Below are 22,586 nucleotides of genomic sequence, written 5' to 3' on the forward strand. Positions count from 1 at the left end.
ATTAACATAAGGTCTCTTAGAATGAAAATAAAAAACAATGAATTGTTAAAGCAATTAATTATTATAGTCACTACATTCATTCTGATGTTAGCTTTAAACAAGCTAACAATGTATACCTCAGACGATTACAGTTACAGTTACAAATACCAAACAATGCCATCAGATTCAATTGAAAAAATAGATGGTATTGAATCAATACTGCAATCACAAATAAAACACTATAACGTACAGAATGGAAGGTTCGTTGCCCATTCTATAGTTCAATACTTTATGCAATATAATAAGACTGTATTTAATATATTCAATAGTATCGCTTTCATTATTCTTGGCATTCTTATACTGGAAATAGTAAAAACATCAACTCCAATACACAAAAAATCATTTTCACTATTTTTAATATATATATTTCTTTGGTTTATAATACCTGAATTCGGTACATCAGTCCTTTGGCTATCAGGATCATGCAACTACCTTTGGACATCTATCATTTATTTATCTTTTTTTCTTATTTTTTTAAAAAATAAGAAAATATCAATAATATCCTTAGTTTTTTATTCATTCCTTGGGTTTCTGGCTGGAGCTACAAATGAAAATTCAGCACCAGCAATTATATTAATGGCAATTTTATTTACAATTTATAATTATATAAAATATAAAAATATTAAAATAAATAATATTTATGGTATTGCATTTGCGATTACAGGATTTATTGTGATGATGATGTCACCTGGAACTAGAATTAGAGGCGACGTAGATAGAAACTTTGACTTTTTAGTTAATACTGTTAGAAGATCAATAAGTGTTGACGCTCATGTTTTCATGATATCGTATATATTAGTTATTGTGACTATTATCATATGGATAAAATCAAGAAAAATAAATCAAGATAGTGTGATATTTATTTTAATATTGTTCACTGGTCATTTTTCGGCTATATACAGCATGGTATTATCACCTGAAATGCCTTTTCGTACAACTTTTGGGGCTGCAACATTCTTAGTTATAATAGAAATTCATCTTATAAACAAAATTATAGTTTCATATAAATATAAAAACTTTTTGAAACTCTTAGACTCTAAAAAGATAAATTACATTTTATTTACTTGTTTTTTAATAAGTTATTTATACGCTATCAAAGATATAAATAACACATATATTGAAATATCAAAGCAAGTAGAAATACTGAGAGCTTCTAAATCGGATAGTAATGTATTTTTGCCTATGATTTCTAAACCAAAGTCATCATACAATGCATACTTGGGTACAGCAAATCTTACAGAAGATAAGGATTCGTGGTTTAATTCTTGGATGGCATCATACTACGGAGTAAGGTCAATAACCGGAGTATCAGAAAAAAAATAATTTAGCAAAAATCTTTTACTCCCCCTTGTATCTTGAAATTTGTTTAAAATAATAGTGATTAGATTTGGCAAGGTGTATGTAGTCTGATTTTTCCTAGGGTTTATAGCCCGAGAATAAGCTTATTCATTATGGGAACTGAACACGATCGTTCGATTAATTTTTTTCTTCGATAACCGATTTCGTATGTAATCTTTTCTTAGCCCTTGCAGAGTGCAAGGACTTAAACCATATCTCAGAAAATTAATTTTTTCCATTCAACAGGATGGTTTTTTCGGCCAATCAATCTCAGGGGCGGTTGAGGTATCAGTACGATAGACATTTAATCGATAAAGTTTCCAATTCCTGAGCTGTGTTATTTCGTCCTCTGTTGCCATCTCCAAATCAACCGCATCTTGCAAGGGGATAATCACGTCAGTTGCCTCCTGCATTAGCACTCTTTTTTCATTCTCAGCATCCGCGATTAATTCTTTCTTTGGTCTAGGAGGGATATCTATCCAAGTGGGATAGCCATCATCAGTACTACCTAGCATTTTACCAAGTGGGGCCTCCGAAAGCGCAAATTCACGATAAACGCTATAGGGGACTGCTTTGGCTTTATCATCCCAGCTACCCGCTTCGATATAATCCTTTTTCATTGAAGCGGCGAACCAGGCTAATTCTCTCTGGCCAAAATAATAAGTTTCTTCGTTTACTAAATTCATAATTACCATCCTATTGCTATCCATCTCATATCAGTGAATGGAGAAGCATTAGATCCCTCAGTGACTTTACTCTGACGCATGTTAAATCCAACTCTATCCGCACTCATTATATTAGGTGCATACATTTGAGATAGATTAGAATTTGAATTGAAATTAGCTAATCCCATTCCGGCTAAGGTATTTGGGAAAGCCATCGGAAATAACTTTCTTGAACTATCATTTCTAGGCACGCTACCCCATTGAATAACCATGCCCGTATTCGGATCTTTCAGCCAACCATTTGCCGATTTATTCGCTATCCATTTTACTGAACTTATTTTTGCATCGACTTCTGTTTTAGTATAGTTATCTTCCTGTATTGCCAGCGCGCCATTTTTATTTGATGGAATGGTGACGACGGCTTTATTTTTATTTTTAGCATCTCTATACACGAAATAGGCATCGCCAGGGGCAGTTTCGAGCAACAGTTTATTCCCATCACCTTTGATAAGGGTCAAGCTGGTATAATTACCGTTACTCTTTATATTTATCTGCCCAGCAGTGAATTTTTCCCAGGAATCTTTCTTGGCATAATTGTCGTCACAGGCTTTTTGGCTTATCACATCGGTTGTTGAGTCACCTGTCGTTTGTTTAATCGTTCCCTTTAATTTTTCAATATACTGAATATACTTTTCCGCCTGTTCTTTAAATCTATCAGGGTTATACTTTAATATATTTGGAAAATAGAACTGTTGTGCCCCATAAGCATCATAGAGAGCCATTGAGTGGCCTTCTACTGTGACGAATTTGGATATCTGACCGTTATAAACCGGAAAACCAGCCTGATTAATAATAATAGGTTGCGCAACAGGTACATGTGAACCATCTTCATTTTCAATATAAACCTGAATCTGGTTATCGGGTATGGTTGGATCCATATCGATTTTACCTATGTAAACCTTACCATTACTGACTGCGGCAAATTTTCTTCTCAATGTGAATAATTGACTTGGCATACTCACAACGACATTAGGTATAATATCTGACATTTTTTCTCCAGATGGGAATTAGGTGTTTATTTATTAAATGATGGAATTTAGATAGGTTTATTCGTGGTTGTTACTTTTTGTCATGCCGCTTATCGTTGCAACAAATCCAAGTCTTGCCATTTGCTGAAACTCTTCACTACTCAACGTGTCACGTAGTACTTTCATCACGGATTTATTTTTAAGAAAACGGTTTTCTGCTGCTTTTATTGCTGCATTGCTTGCCCCAGCATTAACGGCTTTTGTTGCCTCTTGAATTGCTTTTTCAATTGCGTATCTACCACTACGTTTGCTGGCTAAATTTGCAAGTCCAGAATACAGAACTGAACTAGCTAATGATCCTAATATTGAACCTGCCAATCCTCCACCTGCATAACCCGCAATTGCACCAACGGCTTTATTTTTAAGTGGATCAGAAACAATCTGTAATATTTTAGGTAATTCTCCGTTTAAGGTTTTTAATGCCGGAACAGATCTACCCGTATGTTCAATGCTTTTTAAAGGTTTTGAAGCAGCTTTTGCTAATATTCCATAAGATTCTGCTAGTTTTCCAAGTTCGGGTGAATATTGTCTAATCACGTTAATATTCTGTGGTGTAAGTATGCTTGCTATATGAGAAATCCCTGCCCCTTCTGATTTTCCACCTCTAACACCCTGTGATGCTGCATCCTGCAAGATCGACGCGATCGTTGGTTCATATTCATCCTTTGGAACAGATTTCATTATTTTGTGAAAATCTTTTAAACCTTTTTTTGATGAACTTTGTAACGCAGAAACACCTTTTGTGATTAGAACATCATTTGATAAGTCTCGTCCAAAAATAGCTTCAGCATCTTTTTGTGCAGTTATTCTTGCTTTAGATAACTCATTAGCTTTCGTCCAGTCTTCAAGAAAACCACCCTGTTGTGCCATTTTCTGCATATCTTGCGTTATGGCTTGCCTAACTTCTCCAGCACGTCTAGCCGCATTTGCTTCACCTCTACGGCTATATTTTTCTGCCGCATCAGCAAATTTAGCTCTCCAGGCTTTCATTCCATCAAATGTAATACCCCCTTTTTTATAAGCAGAAACAAATTGCTTCATTTCAGGAGATAAAGGAACGCCGGCAGAATTTTCTGCTTGAATAACCGCATTAGCATTAGCCATTTTCATCTTCTGATTTGGCATCGTAGATCTAACATCATTCCATGCTTTCCACTCTGCATCTCTCATCTCATCCAGATTTGATATAACTCTTCCTTTAATCGTTGCACTTTTTTCTGATGCAGTTCCAGCTTCAGCGCCTAATTCTTCTAAGTTTTTATTCAACTTACTTTTTATTTCATCAAATGCTTTCATCTGGGCGTCTTGTGCAATACCAGGTGTGGAAGATAGAACACCTTCAGTTTGTGCAATACCTGTACTACCTGAACGCATACCTGGTGTTAAAGCGTTAATATCAACACCTGCAACATCAGCTGCTTTAGCAATATCCGGATCTATTTTTGCAGCCTGAGTTGCAATTGATTGGCGACCAGCTTTAGATCTTGCTAGCTGTACAATATCATTTGCCGTGTTAATGTCATTTGATGCCGGAGATACTGTACGTTGCACAAGTGTATTATAAGCCTTCCCTAATATAGGCGTAATAGCTCTGGCTAATCCACTTCCCGCTAGACCCACACCAAAATCAGTCGCTAAACTTTGGGCGTTATCGCGCTGACTATTCTGTGCTAATGCTCCTACTGTATTCTCAGCCACCATATCCGCTAATTTAGTTGCACCACGCTCTAGTCTTCCTGCGTTAGCAACAGAACCTAATGCTGCTGCTGTTCTTTCTGCTCCAACACCAGGAATAAGATAAGGGGCAATTTCAGCACCCAATTTTGCATACGTATCTTGTGGCTTTAAATTATCTGGTAATGCTAATCGCTGTGTAGGTGTATAAGTACCATCACCAATACCTAACTGATTACCTGCCCATGAAGCACCTGACATGAAAGCATCCGCAATTTCAGGGATGATATTGGCTACATTGACACCTGTTTGCAGAAGTCCTTTTCCAGCCTCAGTAATTGGATTAAGCTCTTGATTTTGAGTAGATCGCCTTTGTTGAATTAATCCAGCAATTCGTTGAGCACCATTTGTGTCACCCGCTGAATCAGCATTTCTTAAAGCAGTAAAAAGCTGTTCTTCTGAATAATCATTGATGGCCATGATTACCTCGGTAAATATTTATTTAACAACTCATCATCTGATATATTTGAACTATCAACATTATTAATTTCAGTTGTTTCTACTGGTTTAAAATCAGGATAATTTCTTTTAAATGCATCGCTAACTCTTTTCTTAACACCTTCAGCATAATTTATTATTTTATTAAGATTTTTACGCATTGCCTCAGTTGATTGCTTTCCTGAAATGTTACCTAGATTAGCCTGTAATTGTTGTACTTCAAAATTACTTACATTACCTAAAGCTCCTCCTGTTTTTGAAGCATCTCGCATTGCCTGCAAAACAGCAAAACCCGTTTGTGATCTTAGTGATTCAAGTTGTGCATCAATATCATCAGCTGCGCTGCCAGGAAAATTATAAAATCTACCTGGAACTCCTGTCGTTCTCCATAAGCTCGGATTATCTCTTATGGCTTTAGCTTCTTGAGCTAATCTATCTAGTTGTTGAACGCCATTATCTAAAGCTAATTTAGCCTGTGTTTGTGTTTGATTTTTTTTCTCTTTTGCTTCATTTAGTTTTTGTTTATTCGCTTCTATTTTCTGCTCTAATTCCTGTCTTCTAAGATCATCCGTTTCTTTTTGTGCCTGTCTGTCTAAAGATTTACTGGCTAGCTCCGCTCTTTTTATTTCTCTATCTAAAGCAGCATTTTGTGCAGAAATGTTCTGTCCTCGCTGAGTTAAACTTTCACTTGCACGATTACTCCGTTCTGTTTCTGCAAGCTTATTTCTATCAATATCACGGCCTTCTATTTTATCTTGAATATCAAAATATTTTTCTGGCCCCAATGCATGCATACCAATTAAATCAGTAATCTGATCAAATTGTTTTGGATCTTGTTTGAAGGATAAAAACGCTTCTTCAGGCGATAATCCCATCTGATTTAATATCGGTGCATTTTTTTGTAATGATGACATTAGTGATTGATCACCACTCTTTGCAGCAAGACGTAGATCCATAGCTGCTTGTCCAATAACTTGATTTCTATTCTGATCAATAAAACCCATACCCTTTTGAATCCGTTCTATTTGCTCAGGATGAGCTATTGCCAGTTGCTTCATTGCATCACGATCATTAGCCGCATAAGCTTGACCAAATGATTTCATAAAATCTGCTTCTGATTTTTGTTTATCGGCAGCTTGAAAAGCATCAACTAAACCTCCAATACCATTAGCTATCATAAGCCCAGTATTCGGTTTTTCAGCATATTGAGGCACTGTTGGTAACCCTAGTCCACCCGCTGTTTGATTGGCCACTTGCAGACTGGGTAAACCAGCCAATTGAAATGTTGCCATAGAAACTCCAGATTAAAATAAACCACCCAATGCGCCTAACCCGCCACCGATAGCGGCACCAAGACCTGTTCCTAATCCAGGAACAACACTGCCCAATTTCGCTCCAGCTATTGCACCACCAAATCCTCCACCTAATGCTCTCTGCCATCCAGAAGGGCTACTTGCCGAAGCTGCATTTGCTGCACCGATATTCTGTAATAATTGACCAACATTATTAGCGTAATTTTGACCTGCTGAAGCTTGTCCTGTTGCTGCATTCATTCCAATACCGACCAAATTACCGTAATTTTGCATCTGGTTAGATAGAAAGTTTTGACCCAATGCTGGTGCAATTGAAGCTAATTGATTACCGATTGCTGTTGATCCCAAACCACCAGTTGCCTCTGCTGCATTCAAACTCTGATATCTTGCTTGACTGGCTAAATCGTTAAATTGTTGAGAGTTGTAAAAATTATTTAATGCTTGTGTTTGACCTTCTGGTGAGATTAAATTTTGCAATTGACTTAAAGCTGGTGCTCCAACCCCCATATACGGTGCCAAATTTTGCATTACACGATTCCATTGCTCTCTTTGAAGGTCAATTGCTTCACGTGATGCTCTGGCCTGTTCTTTAGCACCGTTATCTCCACCGCCTCCACCCATCTTCTAATTCCTCTTTTGTTACTTGATACATTGTCATGTTGATTTGCCGATCACCAGCGGTTAAGGCATTATCAATCACACCCACTCTTCGCATGTTCATTAACTTGCAAATTACTTTTCCCCAAGGCGTTTTTTAACATAAGTAATAACGGTTGAAAAATTGAGATTATCCATCAACCATTTTGAAAAAAATCGGGTTGCTTTCAAAGCATATTTGCCACGGAAACCCGGATCAAACACAGGATGAATTTCAATTAACTTGTTGCGAATAAATTCAATTGAAAAAAACCAACAAGTAGCAAACCTTCATAAACACCGACATAAAGTTGATTATTTTTTAACTGATAATCACCGTTATTTTCCATGGCATAACCGATCTTAGATTTATCAGAAAAAATCGATAAAACTGGTCAATATTTTCGATAATTTTATTTCCATTAGTCAATTAATCCATGTGAACGTAAAGCATCTTCTAATGCTTTAATTCGTTGACGTGATGCTATTAATGCATTAGCTAAAGTTTGAATTTCAGATTGATTATATGTAGCACCGATGGAAAATGATTGATCAGCATTGAAATCGGCTTTTAATGCTGTACCCGTAGCTGAAGTAAATCCTATAACACGTTGTCCAATAACTTTCGTACCGTTAATAGAATAAGAGTTTTTGACGTTAATGGGTGATGATAAGTTTTGTTGACTGACTCGACTCAACGAGACGTAATCAACGATAATTTCAGATACTTTGCCATCCAAGTCTTGTATCTTTATTTTAAGTCCGTTAACGTCGTTCTCAATATTAAGCACCCGAACCTCAAGACTTGCCAAACCCTCCTCAGTTTTTGTTATTCTTTCCTCGTGATTCCCAAGGATAATATCTTGCTCTTCATTTTTAAGTTGCGCAGCATAAGCCTCATATCCTGAGTCGTTGGCTCTGTTAACGACTTTGCCTATATCCTCAGCACCACTTAACACTATCCTGCGGTAAGTCTCACTGAAATTTTTAGGTAAGATATCTGGAGTGACAGATGAAATTTGAACACTAATGGGATTTTCTAAACCAGAGTTAGCATAAGATTTATTAGCCATTATTCAATCCTTAGCGATAGATCGGATAAGGTCACCGGTGATTTGGTAATAATGCGGATTTTAAAGCCAATATTTTTTCTCACTCGCCCAATACGTCGCCAGATAATTCTTTTGTCATACTGAAAAGGGGAGTTTTGCTCTATTAGTTGTTCTCTACCGTAATTAATCCCATCTGTTGTTGCAGAGAGAAATAACTTGTCAGCAATCTGAGCAACACCCGTTAAGGCTTCCAATTCAAAATCAAATAATCTTGCATTATCAGCTTTTATCATTGGTGTATAAAGAATATGTTCAGCGTGTTGTTCATATTGATTTGATGCATTGAAAACTAAATGACCAATAACGCCTTCTTTCTTATCACCCACTGTGATTTGATTCCCATAGAACATAAAATCAATAGCACGATAGGGGTCATCATAAAATCCTGATTTAAGTATTGACCATTGATTATTTGCAGCAACATCAAAGCAAAGCGTATGTTTTGGAAGGTGAATAATTAATAACTCATGGTTATCAAATTTAATGGACTCCATGACTGATGTAGATAATTCATCAGCAGAATAATGGCTCATTATTTTATCAATGGTGGCGGTGGATATTTTGTTTTTCTCACCTGACCCTATGATATAAACTGATGGCTGACCAATAGAATGATGACTGATAATGGCATAATTATCCTGATATCGGCATTGGCAATCACGACCCGCAATACCTATCTGGATCATATAAGCTGGTTGAGCAATATAAATAGGCTGTGAAGTATCAGAAGAACCGGTTAATGAAAAGTATTCTATCGTAGAAGAACCAAAACAAATAAGCATATCTCGCCATGATGCCACTGAAACTATCCCATCTGGCTGAGATTCGGCACGATAGAAGGGGCGATATCTATCCGGTTTAGATTCATCTTCCAGATCAGTCACCCCAAATCGTTCACCGCCTTTTTGTAGCCAGATGTAACGCCCCCGATTTCGACAAACATCAATCACTTCGCCTAAATCATATTGCGGGTATTTATCCTTTGGCCAGTTTGATAATGCTTTCTCTGTACCGTCATATCGATAGAACTTTAGTTTACCGTCAAAACAAACCGCCTGACTATTACTAGAATGTGACATGGAAACTCTGTCATTACCTAAAATGTCAGCAATTTCTTTCCCATTAAGATAAAGCTTATTACCACAGACTCGATAGACAGTGTTATTTTTTGTATTGAATTGAACGCCACGTGATATACCATTAACTCCCTGTTTTTTTTCAATGCCAGGGAATGATCTTAAGTAACCAGCAGCATTTAGAATCTCTTTAGGTGTAGCCAGTATATTTACAGGCAACGCATCAATATAATCTGCTGTCTTAAAATCTTTACCGAGACCTTTAGCAATTGGGATCTGTATCTTTGGCATTTTTATTTATCCGATGAAAATATCGATATCCGTTAGCGGTAGCAAACCTATTCCCTGATCCGACAGGGAAACCATTTGGATAATGTGATCTTGCTTTTCTTGCTCTTTTAATTGAACAATTACGCATTAATAATTCTTTGCCATAGCTAGCAGTATTAATTACTTTATCTAAAGGTTGTATTTGATAATCGGGCGCAATACGAGTAGCCAAGTTATAAATTACCGCATTGATGGCATTTTTATTAATGCCGTGCTCTTCGCCTTGATCTATAGGTATATCATCTGGTGAAAATTTATATCCTATGTGAATTCCCTGTCCATCTTCATACCACTCAACTATCATTGTTTCTAAATCAACAACGCCATCTTCAAGTGATTGTGGCTCGATGTCTGTTAAAGTTGCATCTGAAACAACCCCAATTTTTCTTAATGCAGCAATGACAAGATCACCCTTCGTTGTTGTCTGCATTTTTTACCCTTCTATTATATTTTTTTTGTTTCTTTTCTGGATCTGGCAATATTTTTGTATCATTAGGATTTAAATGCCATCCATCAAAGAGATATTTTTCAACTTCATCAGCATTGACAATTATTGTTTGCAACATCATCCCCCAAACATTAACATCCCCATTTGACTTATAAAGCATTTTTTTCATTATTTAACTCCAAAAGAAAAGAGAGCCTAAGCTCCCTATTTCCTTATCAATCATTTATGCTTTTTGACCTGCTAAACCAATACCAATGGCTTCAGGACGTATAGCACAAGGTTCATACCATAAAGCAATACGGCATTTACCCGCCAAGTTATTAATGTTTCCACTAAAAGCAATGACCCCATTAATACCCACATTATCAATACTAAACGATCTCGCTTTTAATCCAGCAAATATTTCGTGATTTAACGGAATGGGTTGTGATACAAGACGAATAGAATCATCAGCCCAAAATACATTTGCGGTTGCATCTTTAATATTTAAAATATTAATTGCGGTGCCATCTGCTAATGAAATATTGACATTAGCATAGGCTTTTTCTTCGGGTTTTAAACTATCATCATCTAAAGCGATAGGCTTAGGAGCAATCGCAATTTTATTTTTATCCGTAGAAACAACTGTGAAAGTGGCCTCTTTTGTTAAAATATTTTTTGCCATTTGTGCCAAAAACTTAACATCAGCAAAAGAAATCTTATCGCCACGTTTAAATTTAGTCGCATCACTGACGGTTACCCAGGCAATGCGATTATCTACATTCTCTTTACCGCCATCAATCGATCGTTTCCAGGCTTCAGGTTTAAATTTTTGAGCACCAGAAACGGTAACGCCTGTAGCCGTTGAAGCTTTGACTGTTGGAAGTTTAGGCGAGCGCAAAACATCATTAAAACCCGCAACTTGACGCTGAATGGATCCTGATTTATAGGCATCTTCGGGTATTCTTCCGTAAAAGTCCTTACTCGTTAAATCATGCCCTGCCCGTTTATAATCCAATGGATTAAAGAAATAGGATAAACCTGCATTTCTATTTAACTCACGAGAAAAAATAGTTTCTTCCGCATCGGCTACCATATCCCAACCAGTGAAGTCTTTACTACCAATCTGCTCTTTACTTGTTATTACAAGTGAAGCCATATCTGTAGCGACTCGAGCAATACTGACTTCAACATTATTTGCTAATTTTTTTGCGGATGCATTTATTCTGCGGCGATAGGAACGCTCATCACGTAAATCGTCTGCCCGTAATTCAAAGAAATCATTGTCAGGTTCATTTAACGAACACTTAACAGACAGCTCTAAAATTCCTGTTTGCTTGTTTGTTAAGTCCCAACCTTTTTGTGTCGGTGCCTCTTGTTCTAGCGGTAACCAGACTTCGTTACTTGAACGCTGCAATGAGGCTGCATCGGGCTGCCATTTTGTTACCTTCTGAGCCATTGGTGTCATGTTTTCAATTGTTTGAATGACTTCATCAATAGCATAAGTTATTAGTTGACCTTCATTTAAAGCCATTATCTTATTCCTTGCAATTTAGCCTTAATTTTTCGATAAGTATCCACATCACCTTGACTTGATGCTTCATCCATCTGTTTTTGCAGACTAGATATATTAGCTGCCGTGACATCACCACTTAGGGGTTCGTCCGTCATAGGTGCATTTGATATTTGCTTACCGCGTGGCTTGAGAGTTAAACGATCAGCTAGTCGAGTTAATTCGATAGTGACCTGTACTGGATTTTTGCTAAATATTTCACGTGCTTTATCTGGATTAGATCCGAGGTAATAAATGATGGCAGCTGATTTTTCAGGAAAGTTTTGTGCAATAGCAGCATCAACACCTTGTGGTAATATCTGCAATGCTGCATCTTCTTTTTCCTGAAAATCGGCTAAATTAAGCTTATCAGCCGCATCATAGTGAGCACGCATAGCTTTAGCAATTTCTTGACTTTGCTGGGTGTATTCCTGTGTTCTTCTTCCTTGATCTGCTACTGCCTTACTTCTGGCATCTAATGATTTCATTTGCCAATCTTGCAGTGCCGCTTGATACGCAGCCTGTGCTTTATAAGTATCATAATCATACTTTTCTAAAGCATTATCAGATAAATAATCATCAATTTTAGGCTGATCGGGAAGTTCAGGATTAACACGTAATTGCTCAGGAAGTTCACCGTTTTCTATTGCTTTCATTTGTTGTTCTATTTCGTATTGCCTTTTTCTTGCAACACGACGAGCAGCATACTTTGCATTTTCATTTGGCTTACTTTCCGGTTTTTTCTCATCGTTATTCAGTACAATATCGAAACCATCATGTTGTTCATGATTGTCACTTGTTTTATCAATGACTGTCTCGTCTGTTAATGATGTTGTCTGATTATCAGACAGGGAAGTATCTTCAACTTGTTGCTGAATTTCGGTGGTATCACTCATGGTTTAACTCTCTTACATGGTTTGAGGAATCTCGGCTGATTTGCCGGTAGGAATATTACTTTGTTGCTGTTGCGCAACCTTACTCAACAGCTCTATTGCTTCCATCACTGCTTTTTCATCGATATTTTTTGCTTGTGCAAGTTTATAAACGACATTAGCTTGTGATTCAGCTGCTTGCTGTTCAGCAGTAAATGCTTTTATTTGTGTTTCAGCCATTCTATTTTGAGCATTAGCTATCTCTGCTTGAGCTTTCATTTGTTCAGCAATGGCTGCTTCCATTAACGGATCTTGCTGATTTTGTGATGCTTGTTGTGCTTCTGCTAACCATTGCATTTCTTCATCAGTTTCAGGCTTCTTCAATCCACTAGTGATCAGTTCTTTGTTAGCATAATCACGAATATATTCAACACCCTTACCCTCCATCATATTTGCGTAAGTAAGCATCATGACGTTCCAGATTGGATGCTCAGGAGGAACTTTAGTTATTAGCTCATCAATTTCTGCTCTTGCAGCATCTTTTTGCGATTGGAATGATGGGCCAACATCAGTGTAAGTTTCGTATCTTCCACGGATATCGTTTAAAGTAACCACTTTACCTTGATTAAAATCAACAGATTGTGTCATTAAATCAATGCTATTTTCATTTCCGTCTTCGGATGTTGTGATCACTTTTCGTTGTGTATCATAAATTTCATTAGCTATTGACGCATATATTTCACCATCTCTACGCATCGCGATAGCCAAATTATCTTGAAATACATAGGTCTCTAAATCAATTCTGCTGTTGAGTTGATTAACAGTGTCAAATGCCACTTGACCATTGGCTGCTTCAACATCAACACCTACTCTTGCAGTTTCTTTTGCTGCTGTTGTTGCTGCTTCTAACATTCCAGCATCAGCTTGTGATATCTCGGCATTTTCCATATATGAAACAGGGCCAGGAGGAAGATCTCCCTTGTTTTCATCAGTTCTATTAAGTAAGTAATACGGATAATCATCATCTCCGCTATACATTCTTTCATAACCTGCAATTTGCTCAGCATAAAAGAAGGGCTTTTTCTTCGGTGATTTGGCAACCGTATCGGCACCTTTGGATAGTATAAAGTTACGTAAACGTTGAGCGTCTTTTGATAAACGCACAACACCTTCATATAACTCAGTGTCATCAAAAAATGACCATTCACCGAAAACAGGCACAATCGGAATATGTTCACCCGCAATTTTAATTCTATCTTTCAATATTGCTGTATTTGTTATAATTGACTTGTATACTCTACAACGTTTTACTGTTCGCTCACCTACTTTGTTAGCGCCTTCTTGCGCTAAGCGATCCATGTTTTCTTTTACTTCACTTGCATAGTAACTTTGTAAATCACCGGCCATCGGATTGTAATAAACAAAAACCTTCTCTTTTTTTTCTTCTACTTCATAGTACTCTGCAACGTAAACTGTTTTTCCGTTTGACCAGCTAAATAAAAAATCATTGTTTGGTGATTGAAAGGAAGGAGTAATATCTTTATCAATACCATATTTTTCAGCGAAATCTTCCCATCCATCCGTGTTTAAAGCATGGATAATCGTGCAGTTTTTGGCATCAGACTTATCTATTTCTTTTGAATTACAATCCCATATAACATGCGTGCATGATTCGTGAAGTGGAACTCTGCGAATAACCTGATTATTGCTTGTTGGATTTTCGTCTTCATAGTCAGTAACAATACGCCATGCGCCATAACCGCACTCTATTTGTTCTCTCACTGCTACGTTAACAGCTATTTTTGAGCAGTTATTTCGCATATCTGTACGATACATACCCATTAAAATATCTGCTGCATCTGCTGGAGCAGTATCTTTTGGCCGATATTTTACTTCGATTGGATTCTTTCGCATCTCAGCAACAAGTTTTCGCACCATGGGGCGTACAACATCGAATTGACCTCGATATTCTAAAGTGACATAGCTTTCTAACCAGTCATCCCATTGACTAACACGACTAAAAAACAGATCGTTTCTTGCCTCTCTTCTTGCTTTTTCAGATGCACTATAATCAAGGTCGAATTTTCGCAGTATTTTTTCTAGCCGCTCATTTTTATCGACCATTATTTCTCCTTACCGGCCGGATAGGCGCAGGTATTTTTATCTGTTTTGGTTTTTTTATTTCACGTAACATCTTCGCAAAACGTCGCATCATGTATGCATAGCGGACTGCATCTAGAATATCGTCATTTGTTTTAACTATTTTCCCGTTTTCATCTCGATGATAAAGACGAAACTCTTCAAAAAATGGTTCACATGTATTGAATACCTTAAATCGTCCCTCAAGCATTAAGTCACGAAGTTCACTGATTCCTGACTCGACAGAATTTCCACCTTCAGCGAATGTCGCATGATCTTTTAGCATCAAAAAACCAGCATCAACATACTGCAATTTTAATTGCTCACCGCCGCCTTTCTCATGCTGATGACCATCATGTGGCCAAGCTACTGGAATTTTATTAGCCCAAGATTTGACAGCTCCCCAAGCTTGAACAGCTGTGTTTTCTGATTTTTTCCACACTCTTGCCAGATAAAAAACGTCTTCGTCTTTATCCCACCACAATTGAATATGAGCTTGAGGGTGATTCCAACCAAAATCTTGACCATCGATAATGTAGAAGTGCTCTGGACACTCAAATGGCTGACATTTAATTAATTCTTCTGGTATTTGAAATATTCTACCACTTCCCATCGTTGGGATGCCTTTTGCACGAGCATCACGCTCATGCTCAGGATAAGAAGCGATAATCTTTTCTTTTTCTTCTTCGGTGTAGTGATCAGCATCGTGAATAGTCATGTTGACTACTTTTTGATGTTTTGATGGGTTCTTGAGAAACTTAGTGACCACATCAGACATCCCCATCAATGGAGTAAAGGTAAGAATAGAAAATTGTCCATACTTATTGGTACGAGTAAGACCTTCAGAATAGATTGCATAAGGTGGTTCTTCATCAAACCAAACACCATGTACCGTATCCCCTTGCCATCTTGCGCGACCCTGAGAGTACGGTTTGAAATAACAAATAGACATGCCATCTTCAATACCGTCTTTGTTTCTATGCCTAATTAGTAGATGATCTACCAGATTTGGATAAAATGGTGATTTTTTCCAACTGATTATGTCTTCTTTTGGAATGAGTCCATAACCTGGTTCGTTATTTTCTTCTATGCGTCCACATAAGATACGCTGAGTTGTTTTAGTGACTGTTTCATTGGTTTCACCACCGATCCAAAAAACAACCGGTTCCTTGAATATCTTACCTTTCCATATACCTTTCCATGCACCATCATCAGGGTAACCTTTTGTACCAGGATAGCGTCCAGTGAAATGAAATGAAACTTCAGCGCCACCCGTCAAGGATTTACCTAATTGGTTTCCGGCAACAAAACATCTCTCTGTAAATTTATCTCCCGCTTCGATGAATTCACGTTGCTTTTCATAAGGATTATATTCAAATAATTGGTGCGTTCTTTTGTATTCTTCATCTTCTTCAAGTAAATTGAGCAATTCAATTTGTTCTTCATCACTTAATTTATCAAGTATCAGATCCAGATCTTCCACGGTTAAATAACTCTTTTATTCTAGAACGACGTTTATCTCTATCACCTTTATATTTAGTGACATCTTCTACTTGCGATTGTTCTTTCAATCCAAGATCACGAGCAATAATGTTTGCATTCAGTAGATCAGCAGCTGCGCCAGAGAATTTCTGATCGTAGATTACTTCCTCTGTTCGTGTAGTGATGATGGAAAAGCCTTCCTTAGCTTTGTATGCAAGCCATGTTGTTCTGTCGATATCGAGAAATAAGCATAATCCCATTATCGTCATTGCTCGCATTTTTGATATGTTTGTGTGTGTTATCTCTCCCTGATAAGAAAATACTTTTTCTTCTTTTAGCGGGTTATTTTCTATCCATTCGAAATATTCACAACAGGCCTGCCATAGCTGCTCTGGATTTTCAAAAACGGGTTTTCTTCCGTGGCTACTTCTTGCTTCCCAAAAGCGATTTCCCTTTGGCGCTGCCATATTTACTCCTTAAATTACTTCGCAGTTCAAATAATGACATTTGAGTTGACCTACCTTCATTGTGATAATTACCAATCATCTACTCGCTAGATTTACGGGAAAAGAAGTAAAGCCTCTTTCCCTTTTTGAATTGACTTTTGCGCACGGGCAACAGGCGTACTTTCTGCGCCGGACTCGTGCCATAACTCCTTGAATATCTCAAATTTAAGCTTCTCGTCTTTCACAAAATCGATAGTGATTTGTGCTGCTGCTGTATCAAGTAATACCAACCTTAAAATATCAAGCCGCATTTGTTGTTCTGCGGTAATTTCTTTCATCATTTCACCTGTTTCAAATTAATGTTTATGTTTAGTTGCACTCTTCGCCCATCGTTTAGCCTGATTCAGACAATCCGCTAGCATCTTGCCTCTTCTACTCGCTGGCTGTTTGCGGTAATAGCTAATCGCTTCACTGGTGGCTAAGGTGGCAATAGATGTAGAAAAGCCGAGCTTGATTAACTCGGCCTTGACATTGGTTTCGATGAATTGTTCAGGAGTCATGCTAACGATCTACGTTATTCAAATGAGATATGGCTGAATTTCAGGTTTGCCCATTCACTTTCTGGTGGAAAAATAAGCATTCCTCTATCATCTTTAACACCAATATCCGAGACCATGTTGCCAAACTCATGAAGCAATGCGTTCATATACTTGATACCACGACGATTTAACTGTGGAGCTTTGCCAGCGCAAATTATTGCTCGTGGATCTGCTTTTTCGCTGAATGGTGTCATCAATTTCATATAAAACTTAGCTCTCCATTCCGTCGTTTTTCTGTCTCCGAGATAACCATCGAGCAAAGGCATCAAAAAATGACAACTGACTTCGATATCCCCCGTTTCATAGCGGTAGACGGGGCGACGATTCGTTGCCATCAGGTAATACATATAAGCCTCGGCTACTCGCCAGCAAAAGAATTCATGTGTAGTCATTTAATTAAGCCTCTATCAGTCCAGGTATGGTCATTTGCATTTCTTTGATCAACCTTTCTCTTTCTGATTCAAGCTTATGCTTTTCTCCACCAAGACCCCATTGATTCATAATCTTTGCAGCACTACTTACATTACTTTTTTTATTTTGATAGTGAAGTTCTAATCGATTTGCCTGAGCAAACTTATCTAAATGACCGAGAATCGCCGCACGAAATGTTTGATAAACTTTAACTTCAAATGCAGGAGACAACCAGGCAGCATATCTTAATGCAATCAATTCATGAGACCATGTTCCCTTTTCATTTCCACCATTAAATACAGTAAGTATTTGATTTTGTTCCAGAGTGTTTTTTAGCACTCTGGTCACTTCTTCAACAAATTCCTTAATTCCATCAGATTGTAAGAATTGACTCGGTACTTGCCATTTTTTGGCTAAACCACCTGCAATAGCTGCTTTGTGCAAATCATTAAGGTTATAAGTCCCATGCTCATTGCTGCGAACATGAATATTTTCGATATCAATAACCGAGTATTTCATATGATGCTAACCTTTCAAAAAAGAGACCTCAGCTCACACAGAACGCACAGACCCCGAACGCATCATGATTGACTGACGTTCTCTGAGGTCTATTTTGTGAATTGTCTCGGGTTTATTTGGATGCGCGGTGAGTGCGCGTTGAAATAAGAGGACTCCTTGTCGCTAAGGAGTCCCTAATAATTTAAAAAATTTGTTCAAGTATTAATCGCGGGACAAAATTGTCCTGCGGTGGTTGTAAATAAAAGTGGGCTTAGTCCTGAAATGACCTAGGTGGTCAATTTGACCTCTTGTAATAAAAACAATGAGTTAAATGGTTTTATTGACACTGTGTTTTGATGTACTGCTGTAGATATTCTGTTTGCTTTTCGTTCTCAATCATCATATTTCTGAGACGGAAATAATCTTGTCGAGCTGCTTCGCTAAATTGTGGGGTGGCTTCATCATATCGGCTCTGGGCGGTAGTGGTTTTGGATGCACGACACACGGCGTTGACGCGCAGCCGCTTAGTGCCAGTACGCACAGCATCATGCAGCTTAGCAATTTCCTTTTTGGCATTATTTAATTTCTCAGTCTGTTGAATATCGAGCTGCTGTAAAGCATCAATTTTTTGCTGTTGAAATTTTACCGTTTCAATTTGCGCTTGATATTGCTGTTTTAGCGTCTGATAGTTTTGCTTGACGTTTTGATAACGGGCGTTGATGAAAACGAGTGACAAAACCAATGCAGCAATAATCGCTACGACAAATGCGTAAGGTCGCCATAACATATTACACTCTCTATTTCTCGACGGGTCATTAGTCCTTTCCAGACTTCGCCTTTCACATAAACCCATCGCTTCATCTCATCACAAGCGCCCTTTCGGTCATCGGCGTTGAGCTTTTTGAGTAGTGTGGATTTCCCAAAATTCCCCCCACCCACGTTGTAGGCAAATGAGTAAAGGGCTGCTTGGGTCAACGTATTGATATTGACTTTAATCAGTGGGTCAACATAGCGCTTGACCGCGTTTAAATCGTCATCAAGCCACTTGTCACATTCCGCTTTGGTGTACGCCCGATTACGCGCAATATCGTTGCCGGTATGCCCGTAGCAAACAGAAAGCACACCGCCACCATCGAAATAGGGATTAAGTCTCAATCCTTCGAAATGGGTTATCATACTTGATGCTAGAAACAACGCACTACCACCGGTCGCCATCAATATTTTTTTCGGTATTTTCATACTGACGCTCCTTGAGTTTGTACTCCCTTCGGCGGTAGTACACGTTGATAAAAAATGTCCCTATCGTGCAGCCGATACCCATCACCGCAACCCACTGGTCAAGGGTTAAAAAATCAAAAATCGTTGTTATAACGCCACCGATGGTCGTCATGATGCCCCACAGATAGGCAGCCGGTGTTGAGTATTTTTCAGACATACGCATATACCCTCTCGTTGAGGGTTCCATTGCTTTAAATTAAAAAAGGGAGACAGCCGCTTTACTTGTTTATATTGCTGCCTTTTTGAGTATTGCAGTGGCTTATTTTTAAAGTTTATTCAAGCTTTTTGGACGGGTAACATAGCCCAAATAGCGTAATGCCCCTCACCGTGCAGCCTGATATGATTAATGGGATAAATTCAGGTTAATTACTTATTTTTTGACACAAATAGATTCAGCACCGTAACGATAGTATCGCCTGTAATATTTTTTAATCAATTACATAGTTCTGGATCTCATTTTCATCGAAAATCGTTCGACGACTAAGAGAATTCAATTCTGCCCAAGCTTTGTATTTATTTCGAGAAATTATCCCTCTTGAATTCTCAAACCAAAGAAATCTATCATTCCGACCAAAAATAGCTCTAGCCAAAGCATAATCTCCGGATGTCAATATTAATATATATTGTTGCTCTATGTTTTTCTTTTTTGGAGGAATCTCAGGTGAATTAAAAGAATTATGTATACTAAATGACATAGTAATTACCTCATTTTACAGTTTGAGTCAGAACCAAAACGAAAAAACCCCGCAAAAAGCGAGGCTCTATGATTTTTATACAACTGTATCAGCTTACCTTAAAATTATTGGCCATTTGTCCATTAAAGTCAAGACTTAATTAGATATAATTAATCATTTTAGCAACAGTATTTTGATTTTTCATGACAGTTAATAGCCGATTGTGTATTAAATACAGGCTGGCATTGAAAATGTCATCAATCTCCCTTCTGCATGTTCTTGGTGATGGCCTTTTCCGCCGTCCCCCCGCTCTGGTCATCATCCTTCTGGGTTTCGCTATTTTGTGGTAATAGGTGGCTATGCTTAATTTTGATTTTCCATAAACGTAATAACTTAACAGGATCTGGTAGGCTTTTTCATCAATACGCATAACAGCATCAACCACTTGAGAAATGAGCAATCCTTCATCATCGTTACACATTGGCCTGGAAGGTATACCTTCCCCTTTAGCCTTTTGCATGAATCGCCAGATAATATTAAATTGCCATTTATCAAGCTCTCCTGAGCTTACCCAAGCCCCCCATAACTCAAGCCAACCATTTACCCAGTCATACTGTGCTTTTGTTAATTCCAGTGACTTAACCGCTCTCATCTCCCCTCCGGCAAAAATAGGAATAGGGGCATGGTTTCAATGCCCTGCGTTGAATATTAATGGTGGTTTAAAGTGTGTGGGCTTTTTCTTCGCCCATTCGAAAGGTAATACCTGCCTGATACCAATCCGGTAAGAAAAACTCAATGCGCCCTATAAATCCATCAAGTCGCATGGTTTTCATTCTTTTTAGCTCACTTTTCATTTGACGGTAGATTTCATCCATTTCACCCACCTTGAGCCTTACAGGGGTATTTGCTAGCATCGCTATTTTGGCAATGGTCATCTCACCGTAGGTAATTTCTGCATGCGCGGTAAACTCGTAAGGGTCTTCGCCTAACTTACGATGACAGCCTTGACAGTGCGAAAAACTATTTAAGGGGTGATAACGGGTGGCTTTGTGTCGCCTTGATTTGAAGTGTGAGCAGTGCAGCTTAGCGCGTTCATGCTGAAAATGTCGTCCGCAATAATCACATATCCAGTTTGTTCTTTCGCGAACTAATTCAGAGAACACGGCATCGTATTTATCCCTTTTTAGTGCCATTTATTATATTTTTCCAATAAAAAACCCCTCATTTGAGGGGCAATAATTTATTTCAATTTTGGTAATTATTTATCGTATTCTATTTTATATCCTGTAAATTCGATATTAGCATCATCACCAGAATTAATAAAAATAGAGATAACAGAAGTATTATCTGAGTCTACCTTAAAAACAGATGCGGTTCCTTCTGCATTTTTCTCGCTTTCATTATTTATTTCAAAACCATTATTAAGTATTGTTGCTTTTCCTTTTGCAGACTTAATTAATACCTTAATTTTTTCCCCTTCAGGGATATTATCCTTTAAATCTATAAGCATAGAAGTATTAAAGGGTGAAGTATTCTGAAGAATTAATTTGCTGCCCACGAATTTATAGTCTAATGGATAGTCTTCATTATTGATTAAATTATAATCCGATAATGAATGTTTATCGTCAAAATTAAAATCAGCTATTATAGCCATTCTTGCATCCTCCAATAATAAATAATAAATCAGGTTAAAAAAATAAACTCTATAGATCTATAAAATTTTCATTATTTTACTGTTCTTGTTTTAATTTCATATACTCCGAACTCTCCGGTATCGTCACGAAACAACATATGCCAATCGCCCAGCATTCCACTTTTTGCATAAAAACATGCATCTCACCCGTATCAAGTTTTGATGTCCTCCTGAGCGTTCTGACGCGCTCTGGCTGCTGTGTGGTCACATCGATACGCTCTACAACTTCATAACCTAAGAATGTATGTTTCAACATTTCCTTCACTTGCTCTGCGGTAAAGTTAGCGTTGTTAGCACACAGATATTTGCTTATCTCAGATGTCCACAAATGAAAAAGTGAATTTTGCGATAGGCTTCGAGTCTGCTTGAAAGGCTTGATAATAAGTTGATGCGGTTGGTTTGTTGCGAGAACAGCTTTTAAGGTTTGCCAGACGGATTGTTTCGTTGATTCGTGGAAGAGTAATTTGTCTTCCAAATGCGCCTCCTGCCTATTATTTTATTTTTATACAACTGAAATTCTTTATTAACACTTTTGGCAATTTGCCACGCTTTCCAGCCTTGTCACTGACAACAGTCCAGTAGTAATCCAGCTCTCTAAATTGCATTTTGAACATGGACGGCTGGGATAACATTTTCAGGCAATCTTTTTCTGATAGTGCTTTGTCGCTAAAGCGATACCAATGCACAGGCTCGCCACCATCCTTAACAAGGGTTGCTTCAATTTGGTATTTCATTGGGGGCGTCCT

The 22,586-nt window shown here is 37.8% G+C and carries 28 protein-coding genes and 2 pseudogenes; 1 reads left to right on the top strand and 29 read right to left on the bottom strand.

The window, feature by feature from the left end; translation table 11 throughout:
• The first annotated feature begins 21 nt into the window (after positions 1 to 21).
• Complete coding sequence (locus ArsFIN_RS12540; RefSeq protein WP_051297192.1) at positions 22 to 1,362, top strand: DUF3329 domain-containing protein; 1,341 nt, start codon at positions 22 to 24, stop codon at positions 1,360 to 1,362.
• Positions 1,363 to 1,616: 254 nt separating this feature from the next.
• On the opposite strand, the gene ArsFIN_RS12545 is transcribed toward ArsFIN_RS12540, so the two are convergent.
• From ArsFIN_RS12545 to ArsFIN_RS12680, 29 genes and pseudogenes are all read right to left on the bottom strand, one after another.
• Positions 1,617 to 2,063, bottom strand: coding sequence for a tail fiber assembly protein (locus ArsFIN_RS12545; RefSeq protein WP_246067213.1), 447 nt, complete (start codon positions 2,061 to 2,063; stop codon positions 1,617 to 1,619).
• 2 nt (positions 2,064 to 2,065) lie between these two features.
• On the bottom strand, positions 2,066 to 2,314 hold the full coding sequence (locus tag ArsFIN_RS28840) for a gp53-like domain-containing protein (protein ID WP_407062033.1): 249 nt from the start codon (positions 2,312 to 2,314) through the stop codon (positions 2,066 to 2,068).
• A 432-nt stretch (positions 2,315 to 2,746) separates the two neighbouring features.
• Positions 2,747 to 3,091, bottom strand: a pseudogene (locus tag ArsFIN_RS27525) (phage head-binding domain-containing protein); the annotation flags it as partial.
• 57 nt (positions 3,092 to 3,148) lie between these two features.
• A complete protein-coding gene (locus tag ArsFIN_RS12555; protein ID WP_135677765.1) occupies positions 3,149 to 5,284 on the bottom strand; it encodes a hypothetical protein in 2,136 nt (711 codons plus the stop codon).
• A gap of 2 nt (positions 5,285 to 5,286) precedes the next feature.
• A complete protein-coding gene (locus tag ArsFIN_RS12560) occupies positions 5,287 to 6,594 on the bottom strand; it encodes a phage DNA ejection protein (RefSeq protein ID WP_135677766.1) in 1,308 nt (435 codons plus the stop codon).
• 12 nt (positions 6,595 to 6,606) lie between these two features.
• A complete protein-coding gene (locus ArsFIN_RS12565; protein WP_135677767.1) occupies positions 6,607 to 7,236 on the bottom strand; it encodes a DNA transfer protein in 630 nt (209 codons plus the stop codon).
• A pseudogene (locus ArsFIN_RS12570) lies at positions 7,214 to 7,681 on the bottom strand (DUF2824 family protein). The gene ArsFIN_RS12565 and the pseudogene ArsFIN_RS12570 overlap by 23 nt, the downstream one beginning before the upstream one ends.
• On the bottom strand, positions 7,674 to 8,324 hold the full coding sequence (locus ArsFIN_RS12575; protein WP_135677519.1) for a phage tail protein: 651 nt from the start codon (positions 8,322 to 8,324) through the stop codon (positions 7,674 to 7,676). The pseudogene ArsFIN_RS12570 and the gene ArsFIN_RS12575 overlap by 8 nt, the downstream one beginning before the upstream one ends.
• The gene (locus tag ArsFIN_RS12580) at positions 8,324 to 9,730 is read right to left on the bottom strand and encodes a packaged DNA stabilization protein (RefSeq protein WP_135677768.1); all 1,407 of its coding nucleotides are present in this window, start codon (positions 9,728 to 9,730) and stop codon (positions 8,324 to 8,326) included. Before ArsFIN_RS12580 ends, ArsFIN_RS12575 begins: the two co-directional genes overlap by 1 nt.
• Positions 9,702 to 10,199 (bottom strand): packaged DNA stabilization gp4 family protein, encoded by a 498-nt coding sequence (locus ArsFIN_RS12585; protein ID WP_135677769.1) that lies wholly within the window; start codon positions 10,197 to 10,199, stop codon positions 9,702 to 9,704. Before ArsFIN_RS12585 ends, ArsFIN_RS12580 begins: the two co-directional genes overlap by 29 nt.
• Positions 10,177 to 10,386: a hypothetical protein gene (locus ArsFIN_RS12590; protein WP_135677770.1), complete on the bottom strand. Its 210-nt coding sequence runs from the start codon at positions 10,384 to 10,386 to the stop codon at positions 10,177 to 10,179. Before ArsFIN_RS12590 ends, ArsFIN_RS12585 begins: the two co-directional genes overlap by 23 nt.
• 54 nt (positions 10,387 to 10,440) lie before the next feature.
• Entirely contained in the window at positions 10,441 to 11,730 is a 1,290-nt protein-coding gene (locus tag ArsFIN_RS12595) for a P22 phage major capsid protein family protein (RefSeq protein WP_135677771.1), read from the bottom strand.
• Positions 11,730 to 12,644, bottom strand: a complete 915-nt coding sequence (locus ArsFIN_RS12600; RefSeq protein WP_135677772.1) for a scaffolding protein — start codon at positions 12,642 to 12,644, stop codon at positions 11,730 to 11,732. The genes ArsFIN_RS12595 and ArsFIN_RS12600 overlap by 1 nt, the downstream gene beginning before the upstream one ends.
• Before the next feature lie 12 nt (positions 12,645 to 12,656).
• Positions 12,657 to 14,744 carry a portal protein gene (locus ArsFIN_RS12605; protein WP_135677773.1) on the bottom strand — a complete coding sequence of 696 codons (2,088 nt, stop codon included), beginning with the start codon at positions 14,742 to 14,744 and terminating at the stop codon, positions 12,657 to 12,659.
• Positions 14,734 to 16,242 (bottom strand): terminase large subunit, encoded by a 1,509-nt coding sequence (locus ArsFIN_RS12610; protein WP_135677774.1) that lies wholly within the window; start codon positions 16,240 to 16,242, stop codon positions 14,734 to 14,736. The genes ArsFIN_RS12605 and ArsFIN_RS12610 overlap by 11 nt, the downstream gene beginning before the upstream one ends.
• Positions 16,217 to 16,708 (bottom strand): DNA-packaging protein, encoded by a 492-nt coding sequence (locus ArsFIN_RS12615; protein WP_135677775.1) that lies wholly within the window; start codon positions 16,706 to 16,708, stop codon positions 16,217 to 16,219. Before ArsFIN_RS12615 ends, ArsFIN_RS12610 begins: the two co-directional genes overlap by 26 nt.
• 92 nt (positions 16,709 to 16,800) lie before the next feature.
• Complete coding sequence (locus ArsFIN_RS12620; protein WP_135677776.1) at positions 16,801 to 17,025, bottom strand: DUF2560 family protein; 225 nt, start codon at positions 17,023 to 17,025, stop codon at positions 16,801 to 16,803.
• Positions 17,026 to 17,043: 18 nt separating this feature from the next.
• Positions 17,044 to 17,247, bottom strand: coding sequence for a hypothetical protein (locus tag ArsFIN_RS12625; RefSeq protein ID WP_135677777.1), 204 nt, complete (start codon positions 17,245 to 17,247; stop codon positions 17,044 to 17,046).
• 14 nt (positions 17,248 to 17,261) lie between these two features.
• Positions 17,262 to 17,678, bottom strand: coding sequence for a hypothetical protein (locus tag ArsFIN_RS12630; protein WP_135677778.1), 417 nt, complete (start codon positions 17,676 to 17,678; stop codon positions 17,262 to 17,264).
• 4 nt (positions 17,679 to 17,682) lie between these two features.
• Positions 17,683 to 18,216 (bottom strand): KilA-N domain-containing protein, encoded by a 534-nt coding sequence (locus ArsFIN_RS12635; protein WP_135677638.1) that lies wholly within the window; start codon positions 18,214 to 18,216, stop codon positions 17,683 to 17,685.
• Between the two features lie 316 nt (positions 18,217 to 18,532).
• A complete protein-coding gene (locus ArsFIN_RS12640; RefSeq protein WP_167876693.1) occupies positions 18,533 to 18,982 on the bottom strand; it encodes a lysis protein in 450 nt (149 codons plus the stop codon).
• Positions 18,952 to 19,434, bottom strand: a complete 483-nt coding sequence (locus ArsFIN_RS12645; RefSeq protein WP_135677780.1) for a lysozyme — start codon at positions 19,432 to 19,434, stop codon at positions 18,952 to 18,954. Before ArsFIN_RS12645 ends, ArsFIN_RS12640 begins: the two co-directional genes overlap by 31 nt.
• The gene (locus ArsFIN_RS12650) at positions 19,394 to 19,630 is read right to left on the bottom strand and encodes a phage holin family protein (protein ID WP_338023283.1); all 237 of its coding nucleotides are present in this window, start codon (positions 19,628 to 19,630) and stop codon (positions 19,394 to 19,396) included. Before ArsFIN_RS12650 ends, ArsFIN_RS12645 begins: the two co-directional genes overlap by 41 nt.
• A gap of 271 nt (positions 19,631 to 19,901) precedes the next feature.
• Positions 19,902 to 20,168: a hypothetical protein gene (locus ArsFIN_RS12655; protein WP_135677781.1), complete on the bottom strand. Its 267-nt coding sequence runs from the start codon at positions 20,166 to 20,168 to the stop codon at positions 19,902 to 19,904.
• Positions 20,169 to 20,307: 139 nt separating this feature from the next.
• Positions 20,308 to 20,799, bottom strand: a complete 492-nt coding sequence (locus ArsFIN_RS12660; protein ID WP_135677782.1) for an antiterminator Q family protein — start codon at positions 20,797 to 20,799, stop codon at positions 20,308 to 20,310.
• A 67-nt stretch (positions 20,800 to 20,866) separates the two neighbouring features.
• Positions 20,867 to 21,340, bottom strand: coding sequence for a hypothetical protein (locus ArsFIN_RS12665; protein WP_135677783.1), 474 nt, complete (start codon positions 21,338 to 21,340; stop codon positions 20,867 to 20,869).
• 65 nt (positions 21,341 to 21,405) lie between these two features.
• Positions 21,406 to 21,801, bottom strand: coding sequence for a hypothetical protein (locus ArsFIN_RS12670; RefSeq protein WP_135677784.1), 396 nt, complete (start codon positions 21,799 to 21,801; stop codon positions 21,406 to 21,408).
• Positions 21,802 to 21,877: 76 nt separating this feature from the next.
• Positions 21,878 to 22,315, bottom strand: a complete 438-nt coding sequence (locus tag ArsFIN_RS12675) for a recombination protein NinB (RefSeq protein WP_135677785.1) — start codon at positions 22,313 to 22,315, stop codon at positions 21,878 to 21,880.
• A 16-nt stretch (positions 22,316 to 22,331) separates the two neighbouring features.
• Positions 22,332 to 22,574, bottom strand: coding sequence for a DUF1187 family protein (locus ArsFIN_RS12680; RefSeq protein WP_135677786.1), 243 nt, complete (start codon positions 22,572 to 22,574; stop codon positions 22,332 to 22,334).
• Positions 22,575 to 22,586: the final 12 nt, after the last annotated feature.

Source organism: Arsenophonus nasoniae (genome assembly GCF_004768525.1).
GTDB lineage: Bacteria > Pseudomonadota > Gammaproteobacteria > Enterobacterales > Enterobacteriaceae > Arsenophonus > Arsenophonus nasoniae.

Coding starts and splice junctions, on each gene's coding strand:
- ArsFIN_RS12630 (WP_135677778.1), bottom strand. CDS start 17,678: ATGACTACACATGAATTCTTTTGCTGGCGAGTAGCCGAGGCTTATATG.
- ArsFIN_RS12555 (WP_135677765.1), bottom strand. CDS start 5,284: ATGGCCATCAATGATTATTCAGAAGAACAGCTTTTTACTGCTTTAAGA.
- ArsFIN_RS12565 (WP_135677767.1), bottom strand. CDS start 7,236: ATGGGTGGAGGCGGTGGAGATAACGGTGCTAAAGAACAGGCCAGAGCA.
- ArsFIN_RS12605 (WP_135677773.1), bottom strand. CDS start 14,744: ATGGTCGATAAAAATGAGCGGCTAGAAAAAATACTGCGAAAATTCGAC.
- ArsFIN_RS12650 (WP_338023283.1), bottom strand. CDS start 19,630: ATGTCTGAAAAATACTCAACACCGGCTGCCTATCTGTGGGGCATCATG.
- ArsFIN_RS12575 (WP_135677519.1), bottom strand. CDS start 8,324: ATGGCTAATAAATCTTATGCTAACTCTGGTTTAGAAAATCCCATTAGT.
- ArsFIN_RS12585 (WP_135677769.1), bottom strand. CDS start 10,199: ATGCAGACAACAACGAAGGGTGATCTTGTCATTGCTGCATTAAGAAAA.
- ArsFIN_RS12635 (WP_135677638.1), bottom strand. CDS start 18,216: ATGAAATACTCGGTTATTGATATCGAAAATATTCATGTTCGCAGCAAT.
- ArsFIN_RS12545 (WP_246067213.1), bottom strand. CDS start 2,063: ATGAATTTAGTAAACGAAGAAACTTATTATTTTGGCCAGAGAGAATTA.
- ArsFIN_RS12645 (WP_135677780.1), bottom strand. CDS start 19,434: ATGAAAATACCGAAAAAAATATTGATGGCGACCGGTGGTAGTGCGTTG.
- ArsFIN_RS12660 (WP_135677782.1), bottom strand. CDS start 20,799: ATGAGAGCGGTTAAGTCACTGGAATTAACAAAAGCACAGTATGACTGG.
- ArsFIN_RS12620 (WP_135677776.1), bottom strand. CDS start 17,025: ATGAAAGAAATTACCGCAGAACAACAAATGCGGCTTGATATTTTAAGG.
- ArsFIN_RS12600 (WP_135677772.1), bottom strand. CDS start 12,644: ATGAGTGATACCACCGAAATTCAGCAACAAGTTGAAGATACTTCCCTG.
- ArsFIN_RS28840 (WP_407062033.1), bottom strand. CDS start 2,314: ATGGTTATTCAATGGGGTAGCGTGCCTAGAAATGATAGTTCAAGAAAG.
- ArsFIN_RS12670 (WP_135677784.1), bottom strand. CDS start 21,801: ATGGCTATAATAGCTGATTTTAATTTTGACGATAAACATTCATTATCG.
- ArsFIN_RS12540 (WP_051297192.1), top strand. CDS start 22: ATGAAAATAAAAAACAATGAATTGTTAAAGCAATTAATTATTATAGTC.
- ArsFIN_RS12680 (WP_135677786.1), bottom strand. CDS start 22,574: ATGAAATACCAAATTGAAGCAACCCTTGTTAAGGATGGTGGCGAGCCT.
- ArsFIN_RS12655 (WP_135677781.1), bottom strand. CDS start 20,168: ATGTCATTTAGTATACATAATTCTTTTAATTCACCTGAGATTCCTCCA.
- ArsFIN_RS12580 (WP_135677768.1), bottom strand. CDS start 9,730: ATGCCAAAGATACAGATCCCAATTGCTAAAGGTCTCGGTAAAGATTTT.
- ArsFIN_RS12615 (WP_135677775.1), bottom strand. CDS start 16,708: ATGGCAGCGCCAAAGGGAAATCGCTTTTGGGAAGCAAGAAGTAGCCAC.
- ArsFIN_RS12640 (WP_167876693.1), bottom strand. CDS start 18,982: ATGTTATGGCGACCTTACGCATTTGTCGTAGCGATTATTGCTGCATTG.
- ArsFIN_RS12665 (WP_135677783.1), bottom strand. CDS start 21,340: ATGGCACTAAAAAGGGATAAATACGATGCCGTGTTCTCTGAATTAGTT.
- ArsFIN_RS12595 (WP_135677771.1), bottom strand. CDS start 11,730: ATGGCTTTAAATGAAGGTCAACTAATAACTTATGCTATTGATGAAGTC.
- ArsFIN_RS12590 (WP_135677770.1), bottom strand. CDS start 10,386: ATGAAAAAAATGCTTTATAAGTCAAATGGGGATGTTAATGTTTGGGGG.
- ArsFIN_RS12625 (WP_135677777.1), bottom strand. CDS start 17,247: ATGACTCCTGAACAATTCATCGAAACCAATGTCAAGGCCGAGTTAATC.
- ArsFIN_RS12560 (WP_135677766.1), bottom strand. CDS start 6,594: ATGGCAACATTTCAATTGGCTGGTTTACCCAGTCTGCAAGTGGCCAAT.